Below are 19,986 nucleotides of genomic sequence, written 5' to 3'. Positions count from 1 at the left end.
CGAGCGATGCGCCGCTGGGTCACCTGGATCACGCTCTTCTGCTTCATCACGACGCAGACCGCCGCCGTCGCCGGTCCGTTCGAGGAAGGCACCGCCGCCGGGCAGGCGGCCAATCCCGTCATCCGGGGGACGGTGAATACGCCGAGTGCATCGAGTGCCGTGCCGGGCTACACCACGACGCCACCGGAAACCACCTACTACGGCCAGCCCAGCCTGTCGGGGGCGGCCAATGCCCGCCTGGCCGCCTGCGCCACCAGCACCGACGATCCCGTCTGCCAGGCGCAGCGCGGTGCCGTGACTTCGGCCAACACGCCGCGCCCCCCGGTCTCGGCCTACGATCCCGCCGTCGCCGCCGCCCGCGATATCGCAGGCAATCCGTCGAGCGTGCTGGGCAGTCTCGCCGACTATTACTCGGGTTGCACCACCGCCGAGGTCACCACGCCCGCCGGCGCTACCACCAAGGTCTGCAACCGTTACAGCGGTGTCGGCAACTACACCACCCAGCGCGACCTCACGGTCCAGGTCGAACTGCTGCCCAGTTGTGCCGAAGGCACCTGGTTCGCCCACGGCCAGGTCAACCGCAACGGTGCCGACTACATGGTGGCCGAGGCGCAATGCCGCATCCGCGCCGACGGGTTGCAGCGTTTCCGCTTCTACGCTGCCGGCGGCATGGGCGCCTGTATCGGCTGGCAGGCGCTCGACCTGCCGATCGCACCCGCCACCCAGGCCGCCTATGTCACCGACCTGTCGCCGCATTGGCAGGGCTACTGCTGGCGCCCCTTCAAGGTCGTCATGATGCCGGGCTCGGGCTGCACCGCCGGGAGTTGCAACTACACCTTCCAGTTCGGCACGCCGGTCTATGCCTGCCCCGCCGGAACGGTGCGCGGCGATACGCTGAGCACCTACTGGGCCGGCATATTCCTCACTGCTGGTGCGGCCGACCAGTGCTTCACCCTCTCCGTCCCCGACGCCGAGGCCGGCTGTCCGGGCGGCAGCACGACAATCTACGACGAAGCCGGGGGGCAGTGCGCCCTGCCGGCGGGGCCCGCGACCCTGGTCGGTGCCTCCGGTTGGAGCCTGCCCTTGTCATTCGTCCAGCCGACCATGGAGCAGCACGAGACCGACGTCTGGGTCGACAGGAGCGCCACGCTGACCGAGGGCGGCCGCTGCACCGTGACCACCGCCGACCGCTGCGTCGACGGCCCCGCCACCAAGACCATCGACGGCCGCGCCGTCACGCGCGCCTGCTGGTCCTATGAGCGTACCCTGACCTGCACCGCGGGCGCCCCGGTGGACGAGTGCGCCCCACTGGCGAGCAGCGGTTGCACCCCGGCGACCAGCACCTGCAAGCAGATGAATGCGGCGACCGGGTTGTGCGAGATCACCCAGGACACCTACACCTGCCCGGTCGCCGCGCAAACCGCCACCACCGCCTCGAACTGCCCCGCCAACGTCTATTGCCTGGGCTCGAACTGCTTCAACACCAGTTACACCAACGACGCCGACTTCGCCCGTTCGATGTCGCTGATGGAAGCCGCACGCGAAGCCGGCGTGTACCTCGACACCGACAACATGCAGGTGTTCAAGGGCGAGTCAAACAAATGCCGGGACCGGCTGTTCAAGAACTGCTGCTATTCCGACTCGGCCGGCGCCGGCATGACCAACCAGAGCCTGTTCGGTACGGGTTCGCGCCTCGTCTATGACGTGCTGATGAACGCCGACAACCGCGAGTTCCTCTACCAGGGCATGCAGGCGCTGCTGATGAGCGGCGGCTTTTCCGGCAGCTTCACGACCTATGGCGTCACCGTCGCCATCAACGGCACCGCGCTGCCGGCCAGTTCGGTCGTGCTCTACTCCGGCGACGGCCTGGTGGTCGCCTTCGATCCCTGGTCCCTGGCGATCGCGGTGGTGATCTACATCATCATGTCGATGTCGTCCTGCAACGAGGAGGAAGGCAAGGTCGCGATGAAGGAAGGGGCCGGCCTGTGCCATAGCGTCGGGACCTATTGTTCGTCGTGCATCCGCATCCTCGGCGCCTGTGTCGCCTGCATCGAGCACACCACCGGCAAGTGCTGCTTCAACAGCAAGCTCGCGCGCATCGTCAACGAGCAGGGCCGCGTCCAGGTGGGCAAGGGCTGGGGCTCCGGCGAGAACCCTGACTGCTCGGGTTTCAGCATCGCGCAACTGCAGAGCCTGGACTTTGCGGCGATGGACCTTTCTGAATTCTATGCCTCCATCGTCCCGACGCTGCCCAGTGTCGGAACGATCCAGGGCAGCAACGCCTCGCGCCTCACCACCTGCTACTACGGACAGGGGAAATGCCAATGAAGCCTTTCTATGCCGTTGCGCTGCTCGCCGCATTCGCGTTGCCCGTCTTCGCCGACGACGTGCTCCGCACGCCGGTGCCCGACGCGCGCCCGGTGATGCTGGCCGCCCTCCAGGCGACCGACGGGCAGGCCCACGGCGTCCTCACCGGCGAGATGGCCGATGCGATCACGCGGCGCTTCGGTGCCACCTCGCCGATCTTCATCGACGTAACGACCGAGAAGCGCTACGCCCAACCGGGTTGCAGCCGGCTGAAGGTCACGTTCTGGCAAGACGGCGTTCTCCTGCCCGGCGCATTGAGCCCGCGCCGGCAGACGATGGACTTCGGCATCAACTACTGCCTCGACGGCCGGCCGCCGCAATCCCTGAAGTAGAGCCGATATGAAGCGCTTTTCGTTCCCCATCCCCGTCCGCTTGGCGCTGGTGCTGGCGCTGGCCTCGATGCTGGGCGCCAGCGCCGCGTCGGCCCAGGATGCCCAGGATACCGTTTCGAGCTACTGGTCCGACCGTTGGCGCGGTTGGCATTTCTATGAAGACCCCGTGCCCGAGGAACGGGAACGTCCGCCGCTGCCGGGCAAGGTGGTGCCCGCGGCGCCATCGGCTCCGCCCTCGAAAGCTCCGGAACTGGTCGAGTTCGAACGCCTGCAGAAGACGCTGGAGGATACCCGCAACATCGCCATCATGCGGCCGACCGAGGCGAACGTGCGCCGCTACATGGAACTCGAGTCCCGGGTCGTCGCGCGCGCATCCTATTTCGCCGACGTGGCGCAGCGGGTCGCCTGGGCCACGCCGGCACTCGATCCGACGCTGCAAGGCCGGCCGGTCAACGCCAAGGCACTGGAAGTGTTCGAGCAGACCGAGTGGGTGGATCGATCCCGTTCGATTGCCGAACTGGGCAAGGACCACGTGCTGTTCTTCTTCTACCGCTCGGACTGCCCGTACTGCCACGCCTTCGCCCCGACCCTGGCGACCTTCCAGGCGCGCCATGGCATCCAGGTGGTGGCCATCAGCGTCGATGGCGGCCCGATGCCTGGTTTCCCCAACGCGCGCCCGGACAACGGCATCGCCACCACCCTCAAGGTCACGCAGGTGCCCGCCGTCTTCCTGGCGCAGCCCTTCACCGGAAAAATCACGCCCATCGGCTTTGGCGTGCTCTCGGAATCCCAGTTATTGGAACGCATCGCCGTCGTATCCGGCCCGCAGGCCGAGGCGATGCTGCCCGGAACGATGCAACGTCTTGCCCTGCCGCAGGAGGCCCCATGAACCACCCCGACCATCCCCGTTGCGGCGCACCACCGCCTCGCTGCTGGCGTTGCTGCTGGTGATCTCGCCGCTGCCGCTGCGCGCCGGCGACCTGAACACCGAGGTGAATGACATGTTCAACAACCTGGGCGCCATCGGCAACTACACGGCCCCCGGGGCCTTCCGCGGCCAGACCTTCAATACCTACACCGGCGGCAACCTGATGATGCGCTCGCCCAACAAGGTCTATCAACTCGCCGCCATCCAGTTCCCCAGCGCCAAGGCCGGCTGCGGTGGCATCGACGTCTTCGGCGGCAGCTTCAGCCACATCTCGGCGACCGAGTTCAAGAACATGCTGAAGAACATCACGGCCGCCCTACCCGGCATCGCTTTCCAGTTGGCGCTCGAAGCGGTCTCGCCGCTCTTGGGCGGGCTGACCAAGTGGGCCAAGGGGCTGGAGACCTGGATCAACAATGCCCGCATCAACTCGTGCGAGACCGCCAAAGCCATCGTCAGCACGGCCGCCGAATCCGTCGGCTACAGCTCGCAGGAAACCTGCGCCGACCTCGCCGTCGAGATGGGCCTGGAGAGCGACCGGGATGCGGCGCGCCGGCGTTGTGGCTCCGACCGGCCCAGCATCCTGGCATCGGCGCGTTCCTCCACCGATCCGAACGTGAAGAACAAGGCCCCCTTCGTCGGCAACCTGACCTGGAAAGCGCTGCAGTACACGGGTTCCTACCTTGACGATCAGGAGCGCGAGGTGATCATGAGCCTGGTCGGCACGATCATCTATTACCCGGAGGAATCGGCGCGCGACCCTGAGCCGATCGCGCCTACGCTCACGTCGATCAGCCAGTTGTTGTATGGCCAGAGTGCGGCGAGCGGCACGGATGTCATCCAGCACGTGCTGAAGTGCAACGACTACACCAACTGCGATGTGGTCACCCTGAACACCGGGTACACCCACACCCCCTTCACGGCCAAGGTCGAGGCCATGATGCGCTCCATCGCCGAGAAGATCACGACGCGCACCGCCATTCCCAACAACTCATCCGAGGTCGGCTTCGTGAACCAGACCACCGAGCCCGTCTACAAGATGCTGTCCATCGGCACCAGCATCCCGGGCTCCGGCCTTGCCGACAGCCTGATCGCCCAGTATCGCGACGTCATCGCCGCCGACTACGCCTACGTTTTTCTGGAGCGCAACCTGCGTCTGGGCATGGCCGCTCTCGACAAGAACTACACGCTGCAGCAGACGCAACGTGACCAGGCCAACCAGATCCGCCAGCGCGCGCAGGCCATGCTCCTGCAACTCTCGCAGGAAAAGAACCTGCTCTACCAGAAGGTGGGTTCCTTCCGGGCCGTGGCTAGCCACCTGGAACAGCTCGAGCGCCAACTGCGCTCCAGCATGCCGCAGCACGTGATGGACATGCTCGGCCAGCAGGCCGCCTATCTGGCGCAGTAGCGCCGACGGGATTGCGCGAGGAGACGGAGCGCCATGTGGGAAATCTACGCTTACCAGAATGCCGACAGCCTGTTCGGTGTCTTCAATGCCGCCGCTGCCATCCATGCATCGGGCGACTATGCGGCGGCGGTCGCCGCCGTAGCCTTCTGCGGCTTCGTTGCGGCGCTCATCGCCTACGCATTCGCCCCAGAGAAGCTGCAGGGCTGGAAGTGGCTGGGCACGGTGGTGCTGGTGTTCTCGGTGCTGATCGTACCGAAGGTCACCATCGGGATCGTGGACAAGACCGGCGGCGCCGCGGTCAAGGTGGTCGACAATGTGCCCTTCGGGGTCGCCGTGCTGGGCAGCCTCACAAGTACCATCGGCAACACACTGACCGGCCTCTTCGAGACGGCTTTCCTGGTCATCCCGGGCGCGGGGGCACTCCCGGCTGAGCTGAGCTACCAGCAGAACGGCCTGATGTTCGGCAACCGCCTGATCCGAGAGACCGGCAACGTGGTGTTCCAGGACCCGGCGTTTCGTACGGACCTCATCAACTTCATCCACAACTGCACGACCTACGACCTGATCGACGGCACCCTCGATCCGGCAGTCTTTTCCGCCTCGGATGATGTCTGGCCGCTGATGGCCTCGCCCAATCCGGCGCGCTTTTCCACGCTGACCGCCGCGGGTGGCAGCGTCGGGGTCGACACCTGCCCCAACGTTTACCAGAGCCTCAACGGGCGACTGCCGGCGCAGATCACTCGTATCCAGGGGCGGCTCGCCTTCCAGCTCAACCCGACCTTGCCGGGCGCCGCCGCTGCGGCGGCCATCGCCGGCCAAATCCAGCAGGCCTATCTCAAGAACAGTATCGCCACTGCCTCGTCCACGGCGGCCGACCTCATCCGGCAGAACGCCATGCTCAACGCGATCGAGGACACCAGCAAGATCGTCGGCCAGAAGGTCAACGATCCAGCAGCCATGGTGCTCGCCGTCGGGCGGGCCCAGGCCGTGGCCCAGCAGAACGCGACCTGGCTCAACTACGGCAAGGTGGCCGAGCAGGCCCTGCCGGTTTTCCGCAATGTGGTCGAGGCGGTGACCTACGCGATGTTCCCGCTGTTCGTGCTGCTGCTCCTGCTCACCAGCGGTCGCGAGACGATGCTGGCCTTCAAGGGCTACGCCGCCGTGCTCATCTGGATCCAGCTCTGGCCGCCGCTCTACGCCATCCTCAACTACATGGCCTCGATCTACGCGGCCTACGATCTGGCGGCCGCGGCGGATCTCGGAACGGGCACCAAGGCGTTGGCCCTGCAGACAGCCTCGACGATCTACTCGCGCGCGATTTCGGGCGAGGCCGTCGTCGGCTACCTCGCGATCAGCATTCCCTTCATCGCCTGGGCCGCATTGAAGCGCATGGAAAACTTCGGGACGGCCCTGGTCGGTGGCCTGTCGGGCCTGCAGGCGATGATCTCGGGGGGAACGTCGGCCGCTACCGTCGGCAACGTTTCCATGGGGAACGTGGGGATGGACCAGATGCAGTTGGCGCCCAACCGCACGTCGGCTTTCATGGGCAGTTGGCAAAACGATCTGAGCGGGAACACGTTCTCGTCGAATGCGCTGACCGGGCGAACCGCCGTCAGCCTGCTGCGCAACCAGGGATTTGCATCCCGAATGGTCTCGATGCGCGTGTCCGAGCAGGACGTGACGCAGGCCAGTCGGCAAGCCGACGCCGCGCGTGGCGAGGCAATTGCTGCGAATACCGAGCGATCAGCTGCGCTCTCGGAGACATTTACGCGAGGCTTGGCAAAGCTACGGTCATCTCGACACAGCAGCGGTACGGCCTCCAGCAGTTTTGAGCAGATGGGCGAGACGCTGAACCGGCTGGATCAGATTTCGAAGAACGTGGCGAACAGCACGGGTTTGACCCAGAGCCAGGTGGCACAGATCGCTTTCGGCGTAGCGGGACGTCTTGGTTTCAATTCACCTGTGGCCGGTCTTGAACTCCAGGCCCGCGGCGGGAAGAGCTACTCGACTGGGCTATCTGCGAATGAACAGAAGGTATTGAGCAACCTCACCCAGGATCAGATAGCCGAGTTTAAGCAGTTTGGCGACCGCGTCTCGCGCGACACCAGCGTCATGACGAGCATCTCCAATGACGAGAGGGAGGCGCAGGAGTTGTCGGCGCGACTCTCCAGTGCTGTCACCCGATCAGAGCGCGCCGATGCGAGTCTTGCGACCAGAACGGCTTTCGCGGAGCGACTCTCGGTAGCCAAGGACAAGGGTGAGGCGATCTCGATCGACATTGCCCAGGATCCCCATAACATGGACATGTTCCTGCGCTACGCGGAACGGTACGGAGGCGACAGCGCGGCTGCGTTGACCATGTTCGATGCGGAACTGGCCCGGCAAGGCCTCAAGCCGAACCGGGTGTTCTCCGATGGAGCAGCGATGCCAAGCTCGTTCGACGATGTTCGAGATCTGCACCAGCGCCAGTCCAACGATCCTGCACTATCACCGGATCTGGCCGCCAACAACGCCGCGAACCGTGCAAAGGCAGCTCAAGCCCATCGCACGGCCGCACATCAGCCCTCCCCTGCCCCGTCATCGCCCATCCGCGACGAAGTACGAGAGCAAGGCGATAGCATCAAGCAACAGGCCGAGGCGGCTTCGCCGCAATTCGATGCCAAGGCGAGAATCGTGAAGACCGAGGACGGCACCTTGTCCACGGAAAAGTCCCTACTCGGGAGCGCCGCGAATCAAGTGAAGAATGACGCAGCCACGACTGCCACCGCCGTAAAGGATGCGGTCAAAGACCTCCTTCGCAAGGACCGCTAGTCATTCGAGCATGCCGCCTGTCCCCCCATGCGTCTTTATGTCGGGGGACGCTGGCTTCATGAAGGGTGGATGATCTTCATCACGCCAGTAGTTGTCCATTCGATCTTCATCCGCCGTACCATGTCCGCGCAAGGCGTCGATCTCCGGCGAAGGCTTGCGCTTCGCTTGCCGCCCAATTCCCGATAGGGCGCCACCCACCGCACCTCCTGCAACCGCCCCAAAGAACATGAGCACCAAACGCGTGCCCCAGTCCTCCTTGATGCCAAACATCAACGCTAGGGCCATCCCGGCGGCAACGAAGCCTATGAAAATCAGTTTTCTCATTTCGATCTCCTAGATTGAATCTACCTCTGATGACAAGAGTTTCAAATCCCAGACGCGACCGATCGTGCATCACCATTACCAAGGCCCAGAAATTCGGGGAGCTTTAGTTATTCGCTCAAACACCAATATTCACTGCGCAGCGAACATTACGTTTCATCTGGCAATACACGTACCACCTGCGGCACCCCCAAATTTCAGCTCTCGTTCCTTCCCCGACATTCCCTCCCAAGGTTCTGAGCACTATCGGCAGCGGCAAGCATGTGGAAACAGCGAGAAGCATGGAGGGCACCAGCGTATGAGGTCATAGCCCCAGGCCTCAGGAGACAGAGCTCCCGGAAGGGCTCAGCAAGTCAATTTCACCAACCTACGCGATTTCAACGTTCGTTGAAAGTCGCTAATTGAGTGAAATACCACTTGACAATTTCACTACCGATGGTACTTTCAGCGAATGCTGAAAGCGCCTGACTCAATGAAACCGTTGGAAGACCGTGCTGCGGAAGCACTTCGTTTGCTGCTGCAGCAAGTGCCCGTGATCAAGCTCGTGGACATCGAACAGGAGTCCCTTGGGCCTGATCGTGGCGTCGACATCGTGGCGCATATCGAGGTATCCGGTCGGCGCCATGCGTTGGTCTGTGAGGTGAAGGCCAACGGCCAGCCGCGCCATGTTCGGATGGCCCTGCTCCAGTTGCGCAACTACGTGGCTCATCACGCGCAGGATGCCACGGCCGTTTTCATTGCTCCCTATCTGTCGCCCGAAGCCCAAGCACTGTGTGGTGAGCAAGCGGTCGGCTTTCTTGACCTGGAAGGCAATGCCCGTTTGCTGTTCGACACGGTCTTCATCGAACGTCAAGTGGCGAGCAGACCGGTTGTCGAGCGGCGCGAACTCAGGTCGCTGTTCAAACCGAAATCCGCCCAGGTGCTGCGGGTGATGCTTCGAAAGCCCAGCCGGGCCTGGCGGGTTACCGAACTGGCGGAGATGGCTGATGTCAGCCTCGGCCACGTTAGCAACGTACGCGCCGGTCTGCTTGACCGGGAATGGGCGCAAGTGTCCGACGATGGCCTATTTCTGTCTGAGCCTGAGGCATTGCTGGATGCCTGGCGAGATGACTACGAGCCACCACCCGGCAAGCGCATGACCTTCTATACGACGTTGCATGGCAGCGCTTTTGAAGAAGTTGCGCGCCAAGTGCTCAACTCAGATCGCAAGACAGGTCAGGCTGCTTTCGCGTCCTTCTCGGCGGCCCACTGGCTGGCGCCGTATGGCCGAACCGGTACGCAATACTTCTATGCGGACGACGCCGGCCTCGAACGGCTCCAAACCGCATTGAAATTGTCCTCGGTCTCCAAAGGCGAAAATGTGGTGGTGACCCTGCTCAAAGATCCCGGTCTGCTCCGCGACACTGTCGAGCCGGCGCCAAGCGCAATCTGCACCAGCCCGGTCCAGACCTATCTCGATCTGGCCGCCGCTGGCGAGCGGGGCCGAGAGGCGGCCGACCATTTGCGCCGCGAGAAGCTGACATGGCCGAAATGACGCCACATGAGCCGCAATCCGCGGCGGACTACGACGATCGCACGACAGCAGCTGTGAAGACGGTGCTGGTCGAGATCGGCCAGATCCTGGGAAGCTTCAAAGGAAAATTCGCCATCATCGGTGGCGCGGTCCCATGGTTGCTGCTCGGAAACGAGGACATGCCGCATGTCGGCACGCTCGATGTGGATCTTGGGTTGGACGCGGAAGCGTTGGGCGATGGCGAATACGCTACGCTCATCGACGCTCTACGGGGCCATGGCTATCAGCAACGTCGGGAGCTTCGGCGCTTTCAGCTCGTTCGCCAAGTCCCCACTGAAGATGGCGGCGCTCCGATCGACATCATTGTCGATTTCCTGATGCCCCGGGATGCCGAGATCGTCAAGAATGTCCCGCCGCTGATCAGCGACTTCGCGGTACAAAAAGCAGACGGCGCGGACTTGGCCGTTCGCTTCTATCAGTTGGTTGCGATCACCGGCCCGATGCCTGCCGGCGGCATGAACCGCGTCGAGATCGCGGTGTGTTCGATCCCTGCCCTTCTTGCCATGAAGGGGCATGCCATTGAAGGGCGCTACAAGCAGAAAGATGCCTACGACATCTACTACTGCATCCGGAACTATCCTGGAGGTCCGGAGACGCTCGCCGAGGAATGTCGGCCGCTCCTCGATCATGCCAGCGGTGCAGCCGGCTACGACTTCATCGCTGGTAAGTTCGATACCGTCGATGGCTTTGGGCCGACATGCGTGCGTCGATTCGTGGAAGACACGAACATCCTGGGCGATCGCTCCCCCGATCAATGGCAGCAAGACGCCTTCGGCCAGGTAGATGCCTGGTTGCGCGCACTAGGATTGAGGGGATGAGTGCCATATCTGCCGCGGCGGCTATTCGCAAACTGACAATCCAGCGTTTTCGAGGCATCGAAAAATTTAGGCTCTTCCGGCTTTTCTACGGAAGAAAGGGATGACCGATATCCCGGAGATCGTGTATCTACGCGGGTTTTCCAGGGCTCGTGCAGGGATGCAGCGACAAGCTATGGGAGCGGCCATCCCGACAGGGATTGATGCCCGTGCCACCTTTCATTGCGAAGATCTCATTGGCGAACACATCGGGTGCCACCTGTAGCAGCAGGCGCACGGTATCGGCATAGGCCTTATCCATGAGGCTTGAGAGTCAATAGCGTGCCGTCCTTGAGACGCGACATCCAGCGTTTATCGCTACCCACCCGCAAGGCATGCTGCTGCAGCAAGGCATCGGCATCTGCAACCTGGGTTTCACGAGCCCATGTGAGGAACAGGCGCACAGCCTTGACACTGGTACAACACGCCAGCAGTTTGCCCAGCATCTCCTTGCGCAGATTCCGCAAGCCATCGAAGACGTTACGTGCCTCTTCGAGCCCCTGGTGAGTCCCCACGTCATACAGCATCTCGAGAACCGCCCGTTCAGGGGCCGAAACTTTCAGGCCATCGGTCACACCCGGCGGCGTGGTCAGGCTCTGAACATCCAGTGACTCATCCGGCCAATCAAAGAGTCGCGCCCAGACGTAGCGTGCGGGAAATCGCATGGAGAACCAATCCGGCAACGAGAAGCGTACATTTCCCCACAGCACCAGGCGCTCACGGGGGCCAATATTGTGGCGGACGCCCTGCAGCGCAAGTGCGCTCTTTCCGGCGAGGTGTAGTCCGTCCACTCGACTCTGTAGTAGCTTGATCGCTCCAAGGGCATTCAGTTCGTCATTGGGGAACGCGTATACACCATACCCCAAGCGCTCTATCCAGCCCGCAGATGCATAGTAGGCGGCCAACTTGGCAGACACACCGAGGCGTTCGAGGTCGACGAGATCGAACGGTGCACCACGTGGCAGTTCAGTCTGAACGCGCTTGATTAACGAATGTTCTACAGTTCTCATAACACATGAACAATAGCACAAACTTCAAGCAAAACAGTTGAGGGTGATTAGATTTTGAACGCAACCAACCTGTTGAATATGACTCATGCTAAAAAATCTAATCATGGTGTCGTTTACGCGCCGGCAAGGTCATGGGTAAGGCGCCCAGCGGATCGCAACCGGGTAGATCACGGACCAGACTTTGCATCCACGTCGGCAGCACGTTGAAGCCATCGCGCAGGTCCTGGCAGATCGCGACCCTTTGGGTGGAATCGACGAGCAATTGGCTTAGTCGGTTCACGATGCAGTCACGGTCGGAGATCAGCGTGTCCTTCAGCCAATGTAGGGCCTGCACAACTCGCATGGCGGGACGATCAGCCCAATAAAGGCGACTGGGGGCGGTTTGCTTGAATTCGATGACGAGTTTGTCGAGTTTGATCGCCCGGCGACGTGCGTCGGTATGAATGGTGACACGAGCCGGGACGGCATCCGTCAGGCCAAGATCGTTGGCGGCGGTCATCCCATCCACCAGCAGACGCAGTTGGTCGCGCCGCGCGATGGCATCGACAATCGCGCGATAGTCGGGAGTGCTGGGACGCTGGGTCAAACGATTGATGCTGGGCTTGTCGTACAAACCTCGATCGATACGCCGCAGGTAACCCGCCAGCACCATGCGCTGGAGCGTCTTGTCGATTGCATCACGGTTGCCGAGATGTGCAAAGTCGGTCGGCACCCAGACATGGCCTGGACCGGCGGCATTGATTTTCGATGAGATGGCGGATTTGAGATCAGACATGGGACTCCTTGTCCGATATTTGTATAATTTTTTCAGACAGTTGGCAAAAAGACATGTCCGAAACTTGTAGATCTATTTCGGACATCTAGAGACAGCATGGGAGGAACTCATCCTGAAGCCATGGAAGACTGCCCTCATTCGTATCTCAAAACAGACAATCATGAACGCTTCGCTAAACGCTCTACGACTGACGGATCGAGTTCCCGGCGGGTCAGCAGTTCATTGATTGTCGACTGCCGGGACTTGAGCGCTTCGGCGACGAATACCCTTCGCTCCTCGATAACGGGCAGCACCTTCTCTCGCAGAAAATCTCGTTCGACCGGCAGTAGCCGTTCATCTCCAATTACTTGGGCAATGGCTTCCGGCAAGCCGGCGCTCATCCGTGACAAGACGCCGCGGACGAGCCTTGGCGCCACATCGGCCTCGTAGGCCATCGCATCCCAGTGCAGCCCTTCCACCCAGCCTGGCTTGTTCTCCCCGGCGATGGCCATGGACAGGGTTTGCCGAGGCAGATAGGCCTCGACGCAGAGCATGTCGTAAAACGGCGCCACCACAGCCTTCTGCCCTCGCATCAGGAAGGCAATGTTTTTGGCATGGGCGTCCAGGTTGCCGATCAGGTAGTTGAAGACGACCCACTGGATCACTGCATTGGCGGCTACGATGGGGCGTTCGATGAAGGCGCCCCGAAGCACCGCAAACAGCTGATGCAGCCCTAGCCCCCCCTCGCTCTCGTACTTCTTCGACGGCGCCACGCCCAAGGCCTGGCAGAGATCGATCTGGTGGATTCGCCGAAAGGCTTGGCCAGCCGCCGTCTCCCCACCGCCTGCCCATGCCTCCCGGTCGAACCGCTCAATGGCATAAAGCGGCTCCGGTAGATGCAGCAGGCCCACGGTAGGTACCGGAACCTTCAACGCCTGGGCAAGGCGCATGCAGAAAAATTCGTTGGCTGGACAGTGGGGAAAGTCCGCGCTGGCATTCTCCGGTTTGACGATGTGGGTCGATGGTGCCGAACCTTCGGGAAGGAACATCGCTCCGCTGGCGTCGATACGTAGCCCTAGTTTTTCCTGGGCACCGGCCAGGGACATGCGGATTTCTTCCCAGGAGGCCATCAGAGGAAGATTGCGCGTCCGGGATGCCTTGATTTTTTCCTGAAGCGCCACTGATGGTAGCGGAACCAGGATTTCCTCTGTCGCGGCTTCGACTCCTTCTGGGATCAGTGAAAGAGCACCCGCCGTGTCCTGTCCATGCCGAATCAGAAGGGCCCAGGTATCCCGCGGGTCGATCCGATCCCGGGCAGCCATCAAATCCCGCAACCGGCCTTCGGGCAAGAGGTTCTCGAAGAACCATTCGACCGGCCTAGCCTCTGCGGAGTCCTTGAATACCCGGATCGTCAACGGAAAATTGGGGGAGAGGGCATAAGCGTTCCACTCGGTCGCGTAGCCGAATTTCCAGCACCCCTCCTCGACTTCAAGGGTTCCGACCGGGATGCCGTTGGCCGAGACGGTCAAGGCGGTCATACGGCTTCACCCGGCAGTCGCAGCCTGATCTCGATGCCGAAGCGATTGCAGACCGCCAGCACTTTTCCAATCTGAGCGGTGGGCTTTCCTTGCTCCAGGCCGTTTAGAAATGGCAGACTGACGTTGCACAGCGCTGCAGCATCGCGTTGCGTCAGGCCCGATTCCTTGCGAACGACCCGAACGATCTCGCCCAGTTCGGCGACAGAGGAGATACCCAGGTCTCTGTCCAACATGCCCTCTCCATCAATGATCAACGATCATTGAATTTTGCTCGGCATTCGTGCTGATTGCAAGAAAACTCAACGATCGTTGATTATTTTTGCTGAGCCCTGCCTCACAATGGCCGCGCCTTGGCCACTATGATCAGTCAGGAATTTTCCGGGCAGTTGCTGCCAGCGCATCCAACAGGGCGCCTATATAGGCTGAACGCCAGTGGTGCGTTGCACATGGCGGACATGAGAGCCACCTACGCCGCGGAACGATGGCTGCACGCCCCTACCCTCTGCGACGGGGTAGCGCCTGCCAAGTGTTCCCCAATCGTTCCCCTGTACTCCAAAAAGCAAAGAGCCCAGTCCGAAGACTGGGCTAACTGCTTGTTTCTATTGGTCGGGGCGGCGGGATTCGAACTCGCGACCCCTTGCACCCCATGCAAGTGCGCTACCAGGCTGCGCTACGCCCCGACAAGCCGGCCATTATAGACAAAAAAATGTCAGATTCAAAGCTGTAACATCTCAATGATCGATTGCAATTCTCCACGTAAGCCACCCGGCATAGAGGTAGCTTCCGAAGCATTGACCACAGCCACATCTACTGCACCACCCTCATCGAGACGATTTCTGGCACCGCTGATGGTAAAGCCCTGATTATAAAGAAGCTCACGAATACGTCGTACCAGCAGAACTTCATGGTGCTGGTAATAGCGTCGATTCCCGCGTCGCTTTACTGGCTTGAGCTGATTGAATTCCTGCTCCCAATAGCGCAGCACATGTGGTTTGACACCACATAACTCACTGACCTCACCAATGGTGAAGTAACGTTTGGCAGGAATGGGCGGCAGTTCGTCACCGCCGGGGGTTTTATGCCGCGGTTCCATCGAAGGCAAGCTCTACGTCTGACTTCAGCTTTTGGCTGGCGTGAAATGTTACGACGCGGCGCGCCGTGATCGGGATTTCCTGACCCGTTTTCGGATTGCGGCCCGGACGCTGCGGCTTGTCGCGCAACTGGAAGTTGCCGAAGCCTGAAAGCTTGACGCCGTCACCGGTTTCCAGCGAGTTGCGGATTTCTTCAAAAAAAGCTTCGACCATGTCTTTGGCTTCGCGCTTATTGAGACCGACTTTTTCGAAAAGCAGATCAGCGAGCTCAGCTTTGGTTAGCGTCATCTTTATTATTTCCGTCAGGCACGCAGTTGAGCACCGAATGCCTGTTCGAAACAGGCCACCAGTTGCTGCATTGCAGCATCAACTTCCGAATCTTGCAAAGTGCGTTGAGTATCTTGCATAACTATACGGAATGCAAGGCTTTTTTTGTTTTCGGGGACGCCTTTTCCAACGTAAACATCGAACAACTGAATGTCCTGAATCAAGCCAGAAATCTGGCTTTTCAGCCTATCAAGCAAGGTCTGCAAAACGATGCTTTGGTCAACCACGATCGCCAAGTCACGGATCACCGGCGGAAACTTGGATACCTCTGCATAGGCTGGCACCTGAGCAAGCTTAACCGCATCGAAATCAACCTCGAAAAGCACAGGGGCCTGTGGCAAGTCATACTTTTGAACCCACTCGGGATGAAGTTCGCCTATACAGCCAATTTCGTTACCATCGATCAACACCCGGGCGGCACGCCCGGGATGAAGCGCAGGGTGATGCAACTTCTCGAAACGCAATTTGGCTGGCGCCAGCAAGGCTTCAAGGTCGCCCTTGATATCGTAAAAATCGACCTTGCGCGCATCACTCCCCCAACTCTCCGGCAAAGCACCGCCGTAGGCCAGTGCTGCCAGTTTCCAGGGCTGATGGAAGCCTTCGACGGCGCCACCTTTGTCATCACGACGGAAGATGCGCCCGGCCTCGAACAAGCGGACACGGTTTTGCTTGCGTTTCAGGTTGGTGACAAGATTTGAAATCAGGCCGCCGAACAGGCTTGAGCGCATCACCGCCATCTGGCTGGCGATTGGGTTGGCCAGACGAATCAGGTCGTCATTCGCAGAGAAATCTGCTTCCCAGGCCTCCTCGACGAAAGCGAAGTTAACCACTTCCTGATAGCCGCGATCAGCCAACATCTGGCGAACACGATAGGCCGGACGCCGCGCTTCCGGCTGAACCAGCATTTTTAGCGGGCCACGCGGAGCGACAGAAGGAATATTGTCGTAACCATACAGCCGAGCGACTTCCTCGATCAGGTCTTCTTCGATTTCCATGTCAAAGCGCCACGACGGCGGTGTCACCAGGAAATCATCACCTTGGCGTTCGAAAGAAAGCGCGAGACCCGTGAACAGCCCGGCAATGCGCTCTGCACCCAAGGTCAGACCGAGAACTTGCTCGGCACGAGCCGTGCGCAGGCGAACGGGGTTGCGAGCTGGCATCGCCGCCTTTGCCTCGACAACAGGGCCAACCTGACCGCCGCAGATGTCGAGAATTAGCTGCGTTGCTCGTTCGATGGCACGACGCACGCCACCAAAATCGACGCCACGCTCGAAGCGATGCGAGGCATCCGAACCAAAACCGTAGCGACGAGCACGTCCAGCGATGGCCTTCGGCGCGAAAAAGGCTGACTCGAGGAATAGTTCGGTCGTTTCAAGCGTAATGCCACTTTCTTCGCCACCCATGATGCCCGCCATAGCCAGCGGCTTGGTTTCATCGGCAATCACCAGCACATCAGCATCAACTGCAATGTTTTGCTCATTGAGCAGCAACAGTTTTTCGTCAGGTCTAGCCATGCGTGCATGCACGGCACCTTGCAGCTTCGTGTTGTCAAAAGCATGCAACGGCTGACCAAGTTCAAGCATCACATAATTGGTGACATCGACCAACGCCGATATGGCGCGAATGCCGCTACGCTCCAGGCGACGCTTCATCCACTCCGGCGTCGGCGCCTTGGCATTGACGCCCTTGAAGACCCGACCACAGTACAACGGGCAGGCTTCAGCTGCGTCAAGCACGATGGCGCGGGCGTCAGCGATGCTGGCGGGAATCTCTGGAACGACGGGAAGGCTGGTCACGGCGCCGGTAATTGCGCCCACTTCACGGGCGATCCCGAGAAGCGAAAGGCAATCCGCACGATTTGGCGTCAGCTTCAGTTCAAAAACGTTGTCATCAAGCTCAAGATATTGACGAATGGACTGTCCAACTGGCGCGTCTTCCGGCAGGATCAGCAAGCCTGACGCTTCTTCGGCAACACCCAGCTCCTTGGCTGAACACAGCATGCCTGAGGATTCGACGCCGCGCACTTTGGCGATCTTGATGGTGAAATCGCCAGGCAGCTTGGCGCCGGGCAAAGCACAGGGGACCTTAAGACCAACGGCGACATTCGGTGCGCCGCAGACGATGGTGGTTGGCGTGCCGCTACCGGTATCGACCTTGCAGACATTCAGGCGGTCGGCATCGGGGTGCTTGACGACTTCAAGCACGTGAGCAACGACAACGCTATCAAAGGCAGGGGCAACCGGGTCCAGTTCCTCGACTTCGAGGCCAGCCATGGTCAGCAGGTGAGAGAGTTCCGCGCTCGTCAGTTTCGGATCGACGAGGGTACGCAGCCAGGATTCAGAGAATTTCATGAGCGTGACTCAATATGTAGGTCAGGCAAACTGACGCAGGAAACGCAGGTCGCCTTCGAAGAACAGGCGAAGATCATTGACGCCGTAGCGCAGCATGGTCAGGCGATCCTGACCGAAGCCGAAGGCGAAGCCGGTGTACTTTTCCGGATCGATGCCGGCAATGCGCAGCACGTTCGGATGCACCATGCCGCAACCGGCGATTTCCAGCCAGCGGCCTTTCAGCGCGCCACTCATGAAGGCGACGTCAATTTCGGCGGAAGGCTCGGTAAACGGGAAGAATGAAGGACGGAAACGCACCGTCAGGTCATCGGTCTCGAAGAAGCTCTTAAGGAAATCGGCGATAACACCCTTCAGATCGGCGAAGGAAACACCCTCGCCCACCCACAGGCCTTCGACCTGATGGAACATCGGCGAGTGCGTCGCATCAGAATCAACACGATAGACTCGACCTGGCGCAATAATTCGAATTTCGGGCATTTTTTCCAGTTGACCGTAGCGGGCCACATGCGCCTGCATGTAGCGAGCCTGTATCGGGCTGGTATGGGTGCGCAGCAAAACCTTTTCGGCAAAAGTACCGTCCCGGTTCTGCAGGTAAAAAGTGTCGTGCATCGAACGAGCCGGGTGATCCTCGGGCGTGTTCATGGCCGTGAAATTGTGGAAATCATCTTCGATCTCCGGGCCGTCGGCGACTTCGAAACCAATGGAAGCGAACAAGGATTCGATCCGTTCCAGGGTGCGCGTCACCGGATGCAGGCCACCGCGCGCTTCGGCGCGACCGGGCAGCGTGACATCCAGCGCTTCTTCAGCCAAGCGGGATTCCAGCGCCGCCTTGCGGATCGCTTCGCGTTGCGCGTTCAACGCCGTTTCGATAGCAGTCTTGGCGATATTGATCGCGGCACCGGCAGTTTTCTTCTCTTCTGCGGGCAACTTGCCCAAGCCCTTGAGAAGTTCTGTGATCTGTCCGGTCTTGCCGAGAAAACGGGCTTTCACCTGTTCCAGCGCATCCGGGTCAGAAATAGCAACGAACGCCGCCTTGGCATCGCTAACGATTTGATCAAGATTATCCATAGACTTCCACCTACAAAACCACCAACAAAAAAGGAGGCTTGCGCCTCCTTTTTTTCGTCAAGCTTTCGCTCAGGCGCCGAGCTGTGCCTTGGCCTGTGCGGCCAGAGCGGCAAAAGCCGGCTGATCAAAGACGGCCAGATCGGCCAGGACCTTGCGGTCAACTTCGATATTGGCCTTCTTCAGACCATTCATGAAGGTGCTGTACTTCATGCCCAGCTCACGAGAAGCGGCATTGATACGAGCAATCCACAGCGCACGGAACTGACGCTTGCGTTGACGACGGTCACGGTACTGATATTGACCAGCCTTCATCACCGCCTGTTTGGCAATGCGGTATACGTTCTTGCGACGACCGCGGTAACCCTTGGCCTGAACGAGAATCTTCTTGTGACGAGCGCGAGCTGTTACACCACGTTTAACTCTAGGCATCTTCTATCTCCTTATGCGTAGGGCATCATGGCGCGGACGGATGCTGAATCGCGCGCGTTAACTTCGACTGAACCGCGCAGATGGCGTTTCACTTTGGTCGTCTTCTTGGTCAGGATGTGACGCTTGAAGGCTTGACCGCGCTTGATGGAACCACCAGCGCGAATCGAGAAGCGCTTTTTCGCGCTGCTCTTGGTCTTCATTTTGGGCATTTATATGCTCCTTAATGACATGCCGTCAGGTGGTTCCCGGCGGGAACACTTCCATTACCCGAAAGCACTTATAACTACTGAATACTACGGTTGCTTCTTCTTGGCCGGCCCGATGACCATAATCATCTGACGACCTTCCATCTTCGGCATCTGCTCGACTGCACCAACCACATCAAGGTCAGCCTTGATTCGTTCCAACTGGCGCATACCGAATTCCTGATGCGCCATTTCGCGGCCCCGGAAGCGCAGGGTCACTTTGACCTTGTCGCCCTCTTCCAGGAAACGCGTCATATTCCTGAGCTTGATCTGGTAATCGTTTTCGTCGGTACCTGGGCGCAGCTTGATTTCCTTGACCTGCACCTGCTTCTGCTTCAGCTTGGCCTCATGCGCACGCTTCTGTTCCTGGTACTTGAACTTGCCGTAGTCCATGATGCGGCAGACCGGCGGCTTGGCAGTCGGAGCGATCTCAACCAGATCCGCCCCAGCTTCTTCAGCCATGTGCAAAGCCTCACGAATACTGACTATGCCTAGCTGTTCACCTTCTGCACCCTGGAGACGAATCTCCGGAACCGTAATTTCTTCGTTGAGGCGATGCGCCTTGTTCTGAGCTATGGTAAA

General features: G+C 60.2%; 19 protein-coding genes, 1 tRNA gene and 1 pseudogene. 7 read left to right on the top strand and 14 right to left on the bottom strand.

Annotation, left to right across the window (positions count from 1 at the left end; translation table 11 throughout):
• Positions 1–6 precede the first annotated feature (6 nt).
• Genes traN through IPJ12_20150 form a run of 5 tightly spaced genes read left to right on the top strand, consistent with a single transcriptional unit; the run spans position 7 to position 7,843 of the window.
• Entirely contained in the window at positions 7–2,328 is a 2,322-nt protein-coding gene (traN, locus tag IPJ12_20170) for a type-F conjugative transfer system mating-pair stabilization protein TraN (GenBank protein MBK7649409.1), read from the top strand.
• Positions 2,325–2,699, top strand: a complete 375-nt coding sequence (locus IPJ12_20165) for a hypothetical protein (protein ID MBK7649408.1) — start codon at positions 2,325–2,327, stop codon at positions 2,697–2,699. The genes traN and IPJ12_20165 overlap by 4 nt, the downstream gene beginning before the upstream one ends.
• A gap of 7 nt (positions 2,700–2,706) precedes the next feature.
• Entirely contained in the window at positions 2,707–3,588 is an 882-nt protein-coding gene (gene traF, locus IPJ12_20160) for a conjugal transfer protein TraF (protein ID MBK7649407.1), read from the top strand.
• 19 nt (positions 3,589–3,607) lie between these two features.
• Positions 3,608–5,032 carry a conjugal transfer protein TraH gene (locus tag IPJ12_20155; protein ID MBK7649406.1) on the top strand — a complete coding sequence of 475 codons (1,425 nt, stop codon included), beginning with the start codon at positions 3,608–3,610 and terminating at the stop codon, positions 5,030–5,032.
• 33 nt (positions 5,033–5,065) lie between these two features.
• Entirely contained in the window at positions 5,066–7,843 is a 2,778-nt protein-coding gene (locus tag IPJ12_20150) for a conjugal transfer protein TraG N-terminal domain-containing protein (GenBank protein ID MBK7649405.1), read from the top strand.
• Here IPJ12_20150 and IPJ12_20145 read toward each other — a convergent pair whose 3' ends face one another.
• Positions 7,844–8,167: a hypothetical protein gene (locus IPJ12_20145; protein MBK7649404.1), complete on the bottom strand. Its 324-nt coding sequence runs from the start codon at positions 8,165–8,167 to the stop codon at positions 7,844–7,846. It abuts the gene before it with no gap.
• A 448-nt stretch (positions 8,168–8,615) separates the two neighbouring features.
• On the opposite strand from IPJ12_20145, the gene IPJ12_20140 reads away from it, so the two are divergent.
• Positions 8,616–9,698 (top strand): hypothetical protein, encoded by a 1,083-nt coding sequence (locus IPJ12_20140; GenBank protein ID MBK7649403.1) that lies wholly within the window; start codon positions 8,616–8,618, stop codon positions 9,696–9,698.
• Positions 9,686–10,555 (top strand): nucleotidyl transferase AbiEii/AbiGii toxin family protein, encoded by an 870-nt coding sequence (locus tag IPJ12_20135; GenBank protein MBK7649402.1) that lies wholly within the window; start codon positions 9,686–9,688, stop codon positions 10,553–10,555. Before IPJ12_20140 ends, IPJ12_20135 begins: the two co-directional genes overlap by 13 nt.
• A gap of 196 nt (positions 10,556–10,751) precedes the next feature.
• Here the strand turns inward: IPJ12_20135 and IPJ12_20130 are convergent.
• The 13 genes and pseudogenes from IPJ12_20130 to infC form a co-directional block, all read right to left on the bottom strand.
• Positions 10,752–10,853, bottom strand: a pseudogene (locus IPJ12_20130) (nucleotidyl transferase AbiEii/AbiGii toxin family protein).
• On the bottom strand, positions 10,846–11,601 hold the full coding sequence (locus IPJ12_20125) for a type IV toxin-antitoxin system AbiEi family antitoxin (GenBank protein ID MBK7649401.1): 756 nt from the start codon (positions 11,599–11,601) through the stop codon (positions 10,846–10,848). Before IPJ12_20125 ends, IPJ12_20130 begins: the two are co-directional and overlap by 8 nt.
• Positions 11,602–11,698: 97 nt before the next feature.
• The gene (locus tag IPJ12_20120; protein ID MBK7649400.1) at positions 11,699–12,376 is read right to left on the bottom strand and encodes a hypothetical protein; all 678 of its coding nucleotides are present in this window, start codon (positions 12,374–12,376) and stop codon (positions 11,699–11,701) included.
• Positions 12,377–12,534: 158 nt separating this feature from the next.
• Entirely contained in the window at positions 12,535–13,893 is a 1,359-nt protein-coding gene (locus tag IPJ12_20115; protein MBK7649399.1) for a HipA domain-containing protein, read from the bottom strand.
• Entirely contained in the window at positions 13,890–14,126 is a 237-nt protein-coding gene (locus IPJ12_20110; GenBank protein MBK7649398.1) for a helix-turn-helix transcriptional regulator, read from the bottom strand. The genes IPJ12_20115 and IPJ12_20110 overlap by 4 nt, the downstream gene beginning before the upstream one ends.
• 370 nt (positions 14,127–14,496) lie before the next feature.
• Positions 14,497–14,573, bottom strand: a tRNA-Pro gene (locus tag IPJ12_20105).
• 35 nt (positions 14,574–14,608) lie between these two features.
• Entirely contained in the window at positions 14,609–14,986 is a 378-nt protein-coding gene (locus IPJ12_20100; protein ID MBK7649397.1) for a MerR family transcriptional regulator, read from the bottom strand.
• Entirely contained in the window at positions 14,970–15,272 is a 303-nt protein-coding gene (locus tag IPJ12_20095; GenBank protein MBK7649396.1) for an integration host factor subunit alpha, read from the bottom strand. Before IPJ12_20095 ends, IPJ12_20100 begins: the two co-directional genes overlap by 17 nt.
• Before the next feature lie 14 nt (positions 15,273–15,286).
• A complete protein-coding gene (locus IPJ12_20090) occupies positions 15,287–17,662 on the bottom strand; it encodes a phenylalanine--tRNA ligase subunit beta (protein ID MBK7649395.1) in 2,376 nt (791 codons plus the stop codon).
• 21 nt (positions 17,663–17,683) lie between these two features.
• On the bottom strand, positions 17,684–18,730 hold the full coding sequence (pheS, locus tag IPJ12_20085) for a phenylalanine--tRNA ligase subunit alpha (GenBank protein ID MBK7649394.1): 1,047 nt from the start codon (positions 18,728–18,730) through the stop codon (positions 17,684–17,686).
• A 69-nt stretch (positions 18,731–18,799) separates the two neighbouring features.
• The gene (gene rplT / locus IPJ12_20080; protein ID MBK7649393.1) at positions 18,800–19,159 is read right to left on the bottom strand and encodes a 50S ribosomal protein L20; all 360 of its coding nucleotides are present in this window, start codon (positions 19,157–19,159) and stop codon (positions 18,800–18,802) included.
• Positions 19,160–19,170: 11 nt separating this feature from the next.
• Entirely contained in the window at positions 19,171–19,368 is a 198-nt protein-coding gene (gene rpmI, locus IPJ12_20075) for a 50S ribosomal protein L35 (protein MBK7649392.1), read from the bottom strand.
• A gap of 84 nt (positions 19,369–19,452) precedes the next feature.
• Positions 19,453–19,980 carry a translation initiation factor IF-3 gene (infC, locus tag IPJ12_20070; GenBank protein MBK7649391.1) on the bottom strand — a complete coding sequence of 176 codons (528 nt, stop codon included), beginning with the start codon at positions 19,978–19,980 and terminating at the stop codon, positions 19,453–19,455.
• Positions 19,981–19,986: the final 6 nt, after the last annotated feature.

The sequence above is a fragment of the Betaproteobacteria bacterium genome (genome assembly GCA_016709965.1).
Lineage (GTDB): Bacteria > Pseudomonadota > Gammaproteobacteria > Burkholderiales > Rhodocyclaceae > Azonexus > Azonexus amarohabitans.
This window is presented reverse-complemented; position numbering and strand designations above follow the sequence as displayed.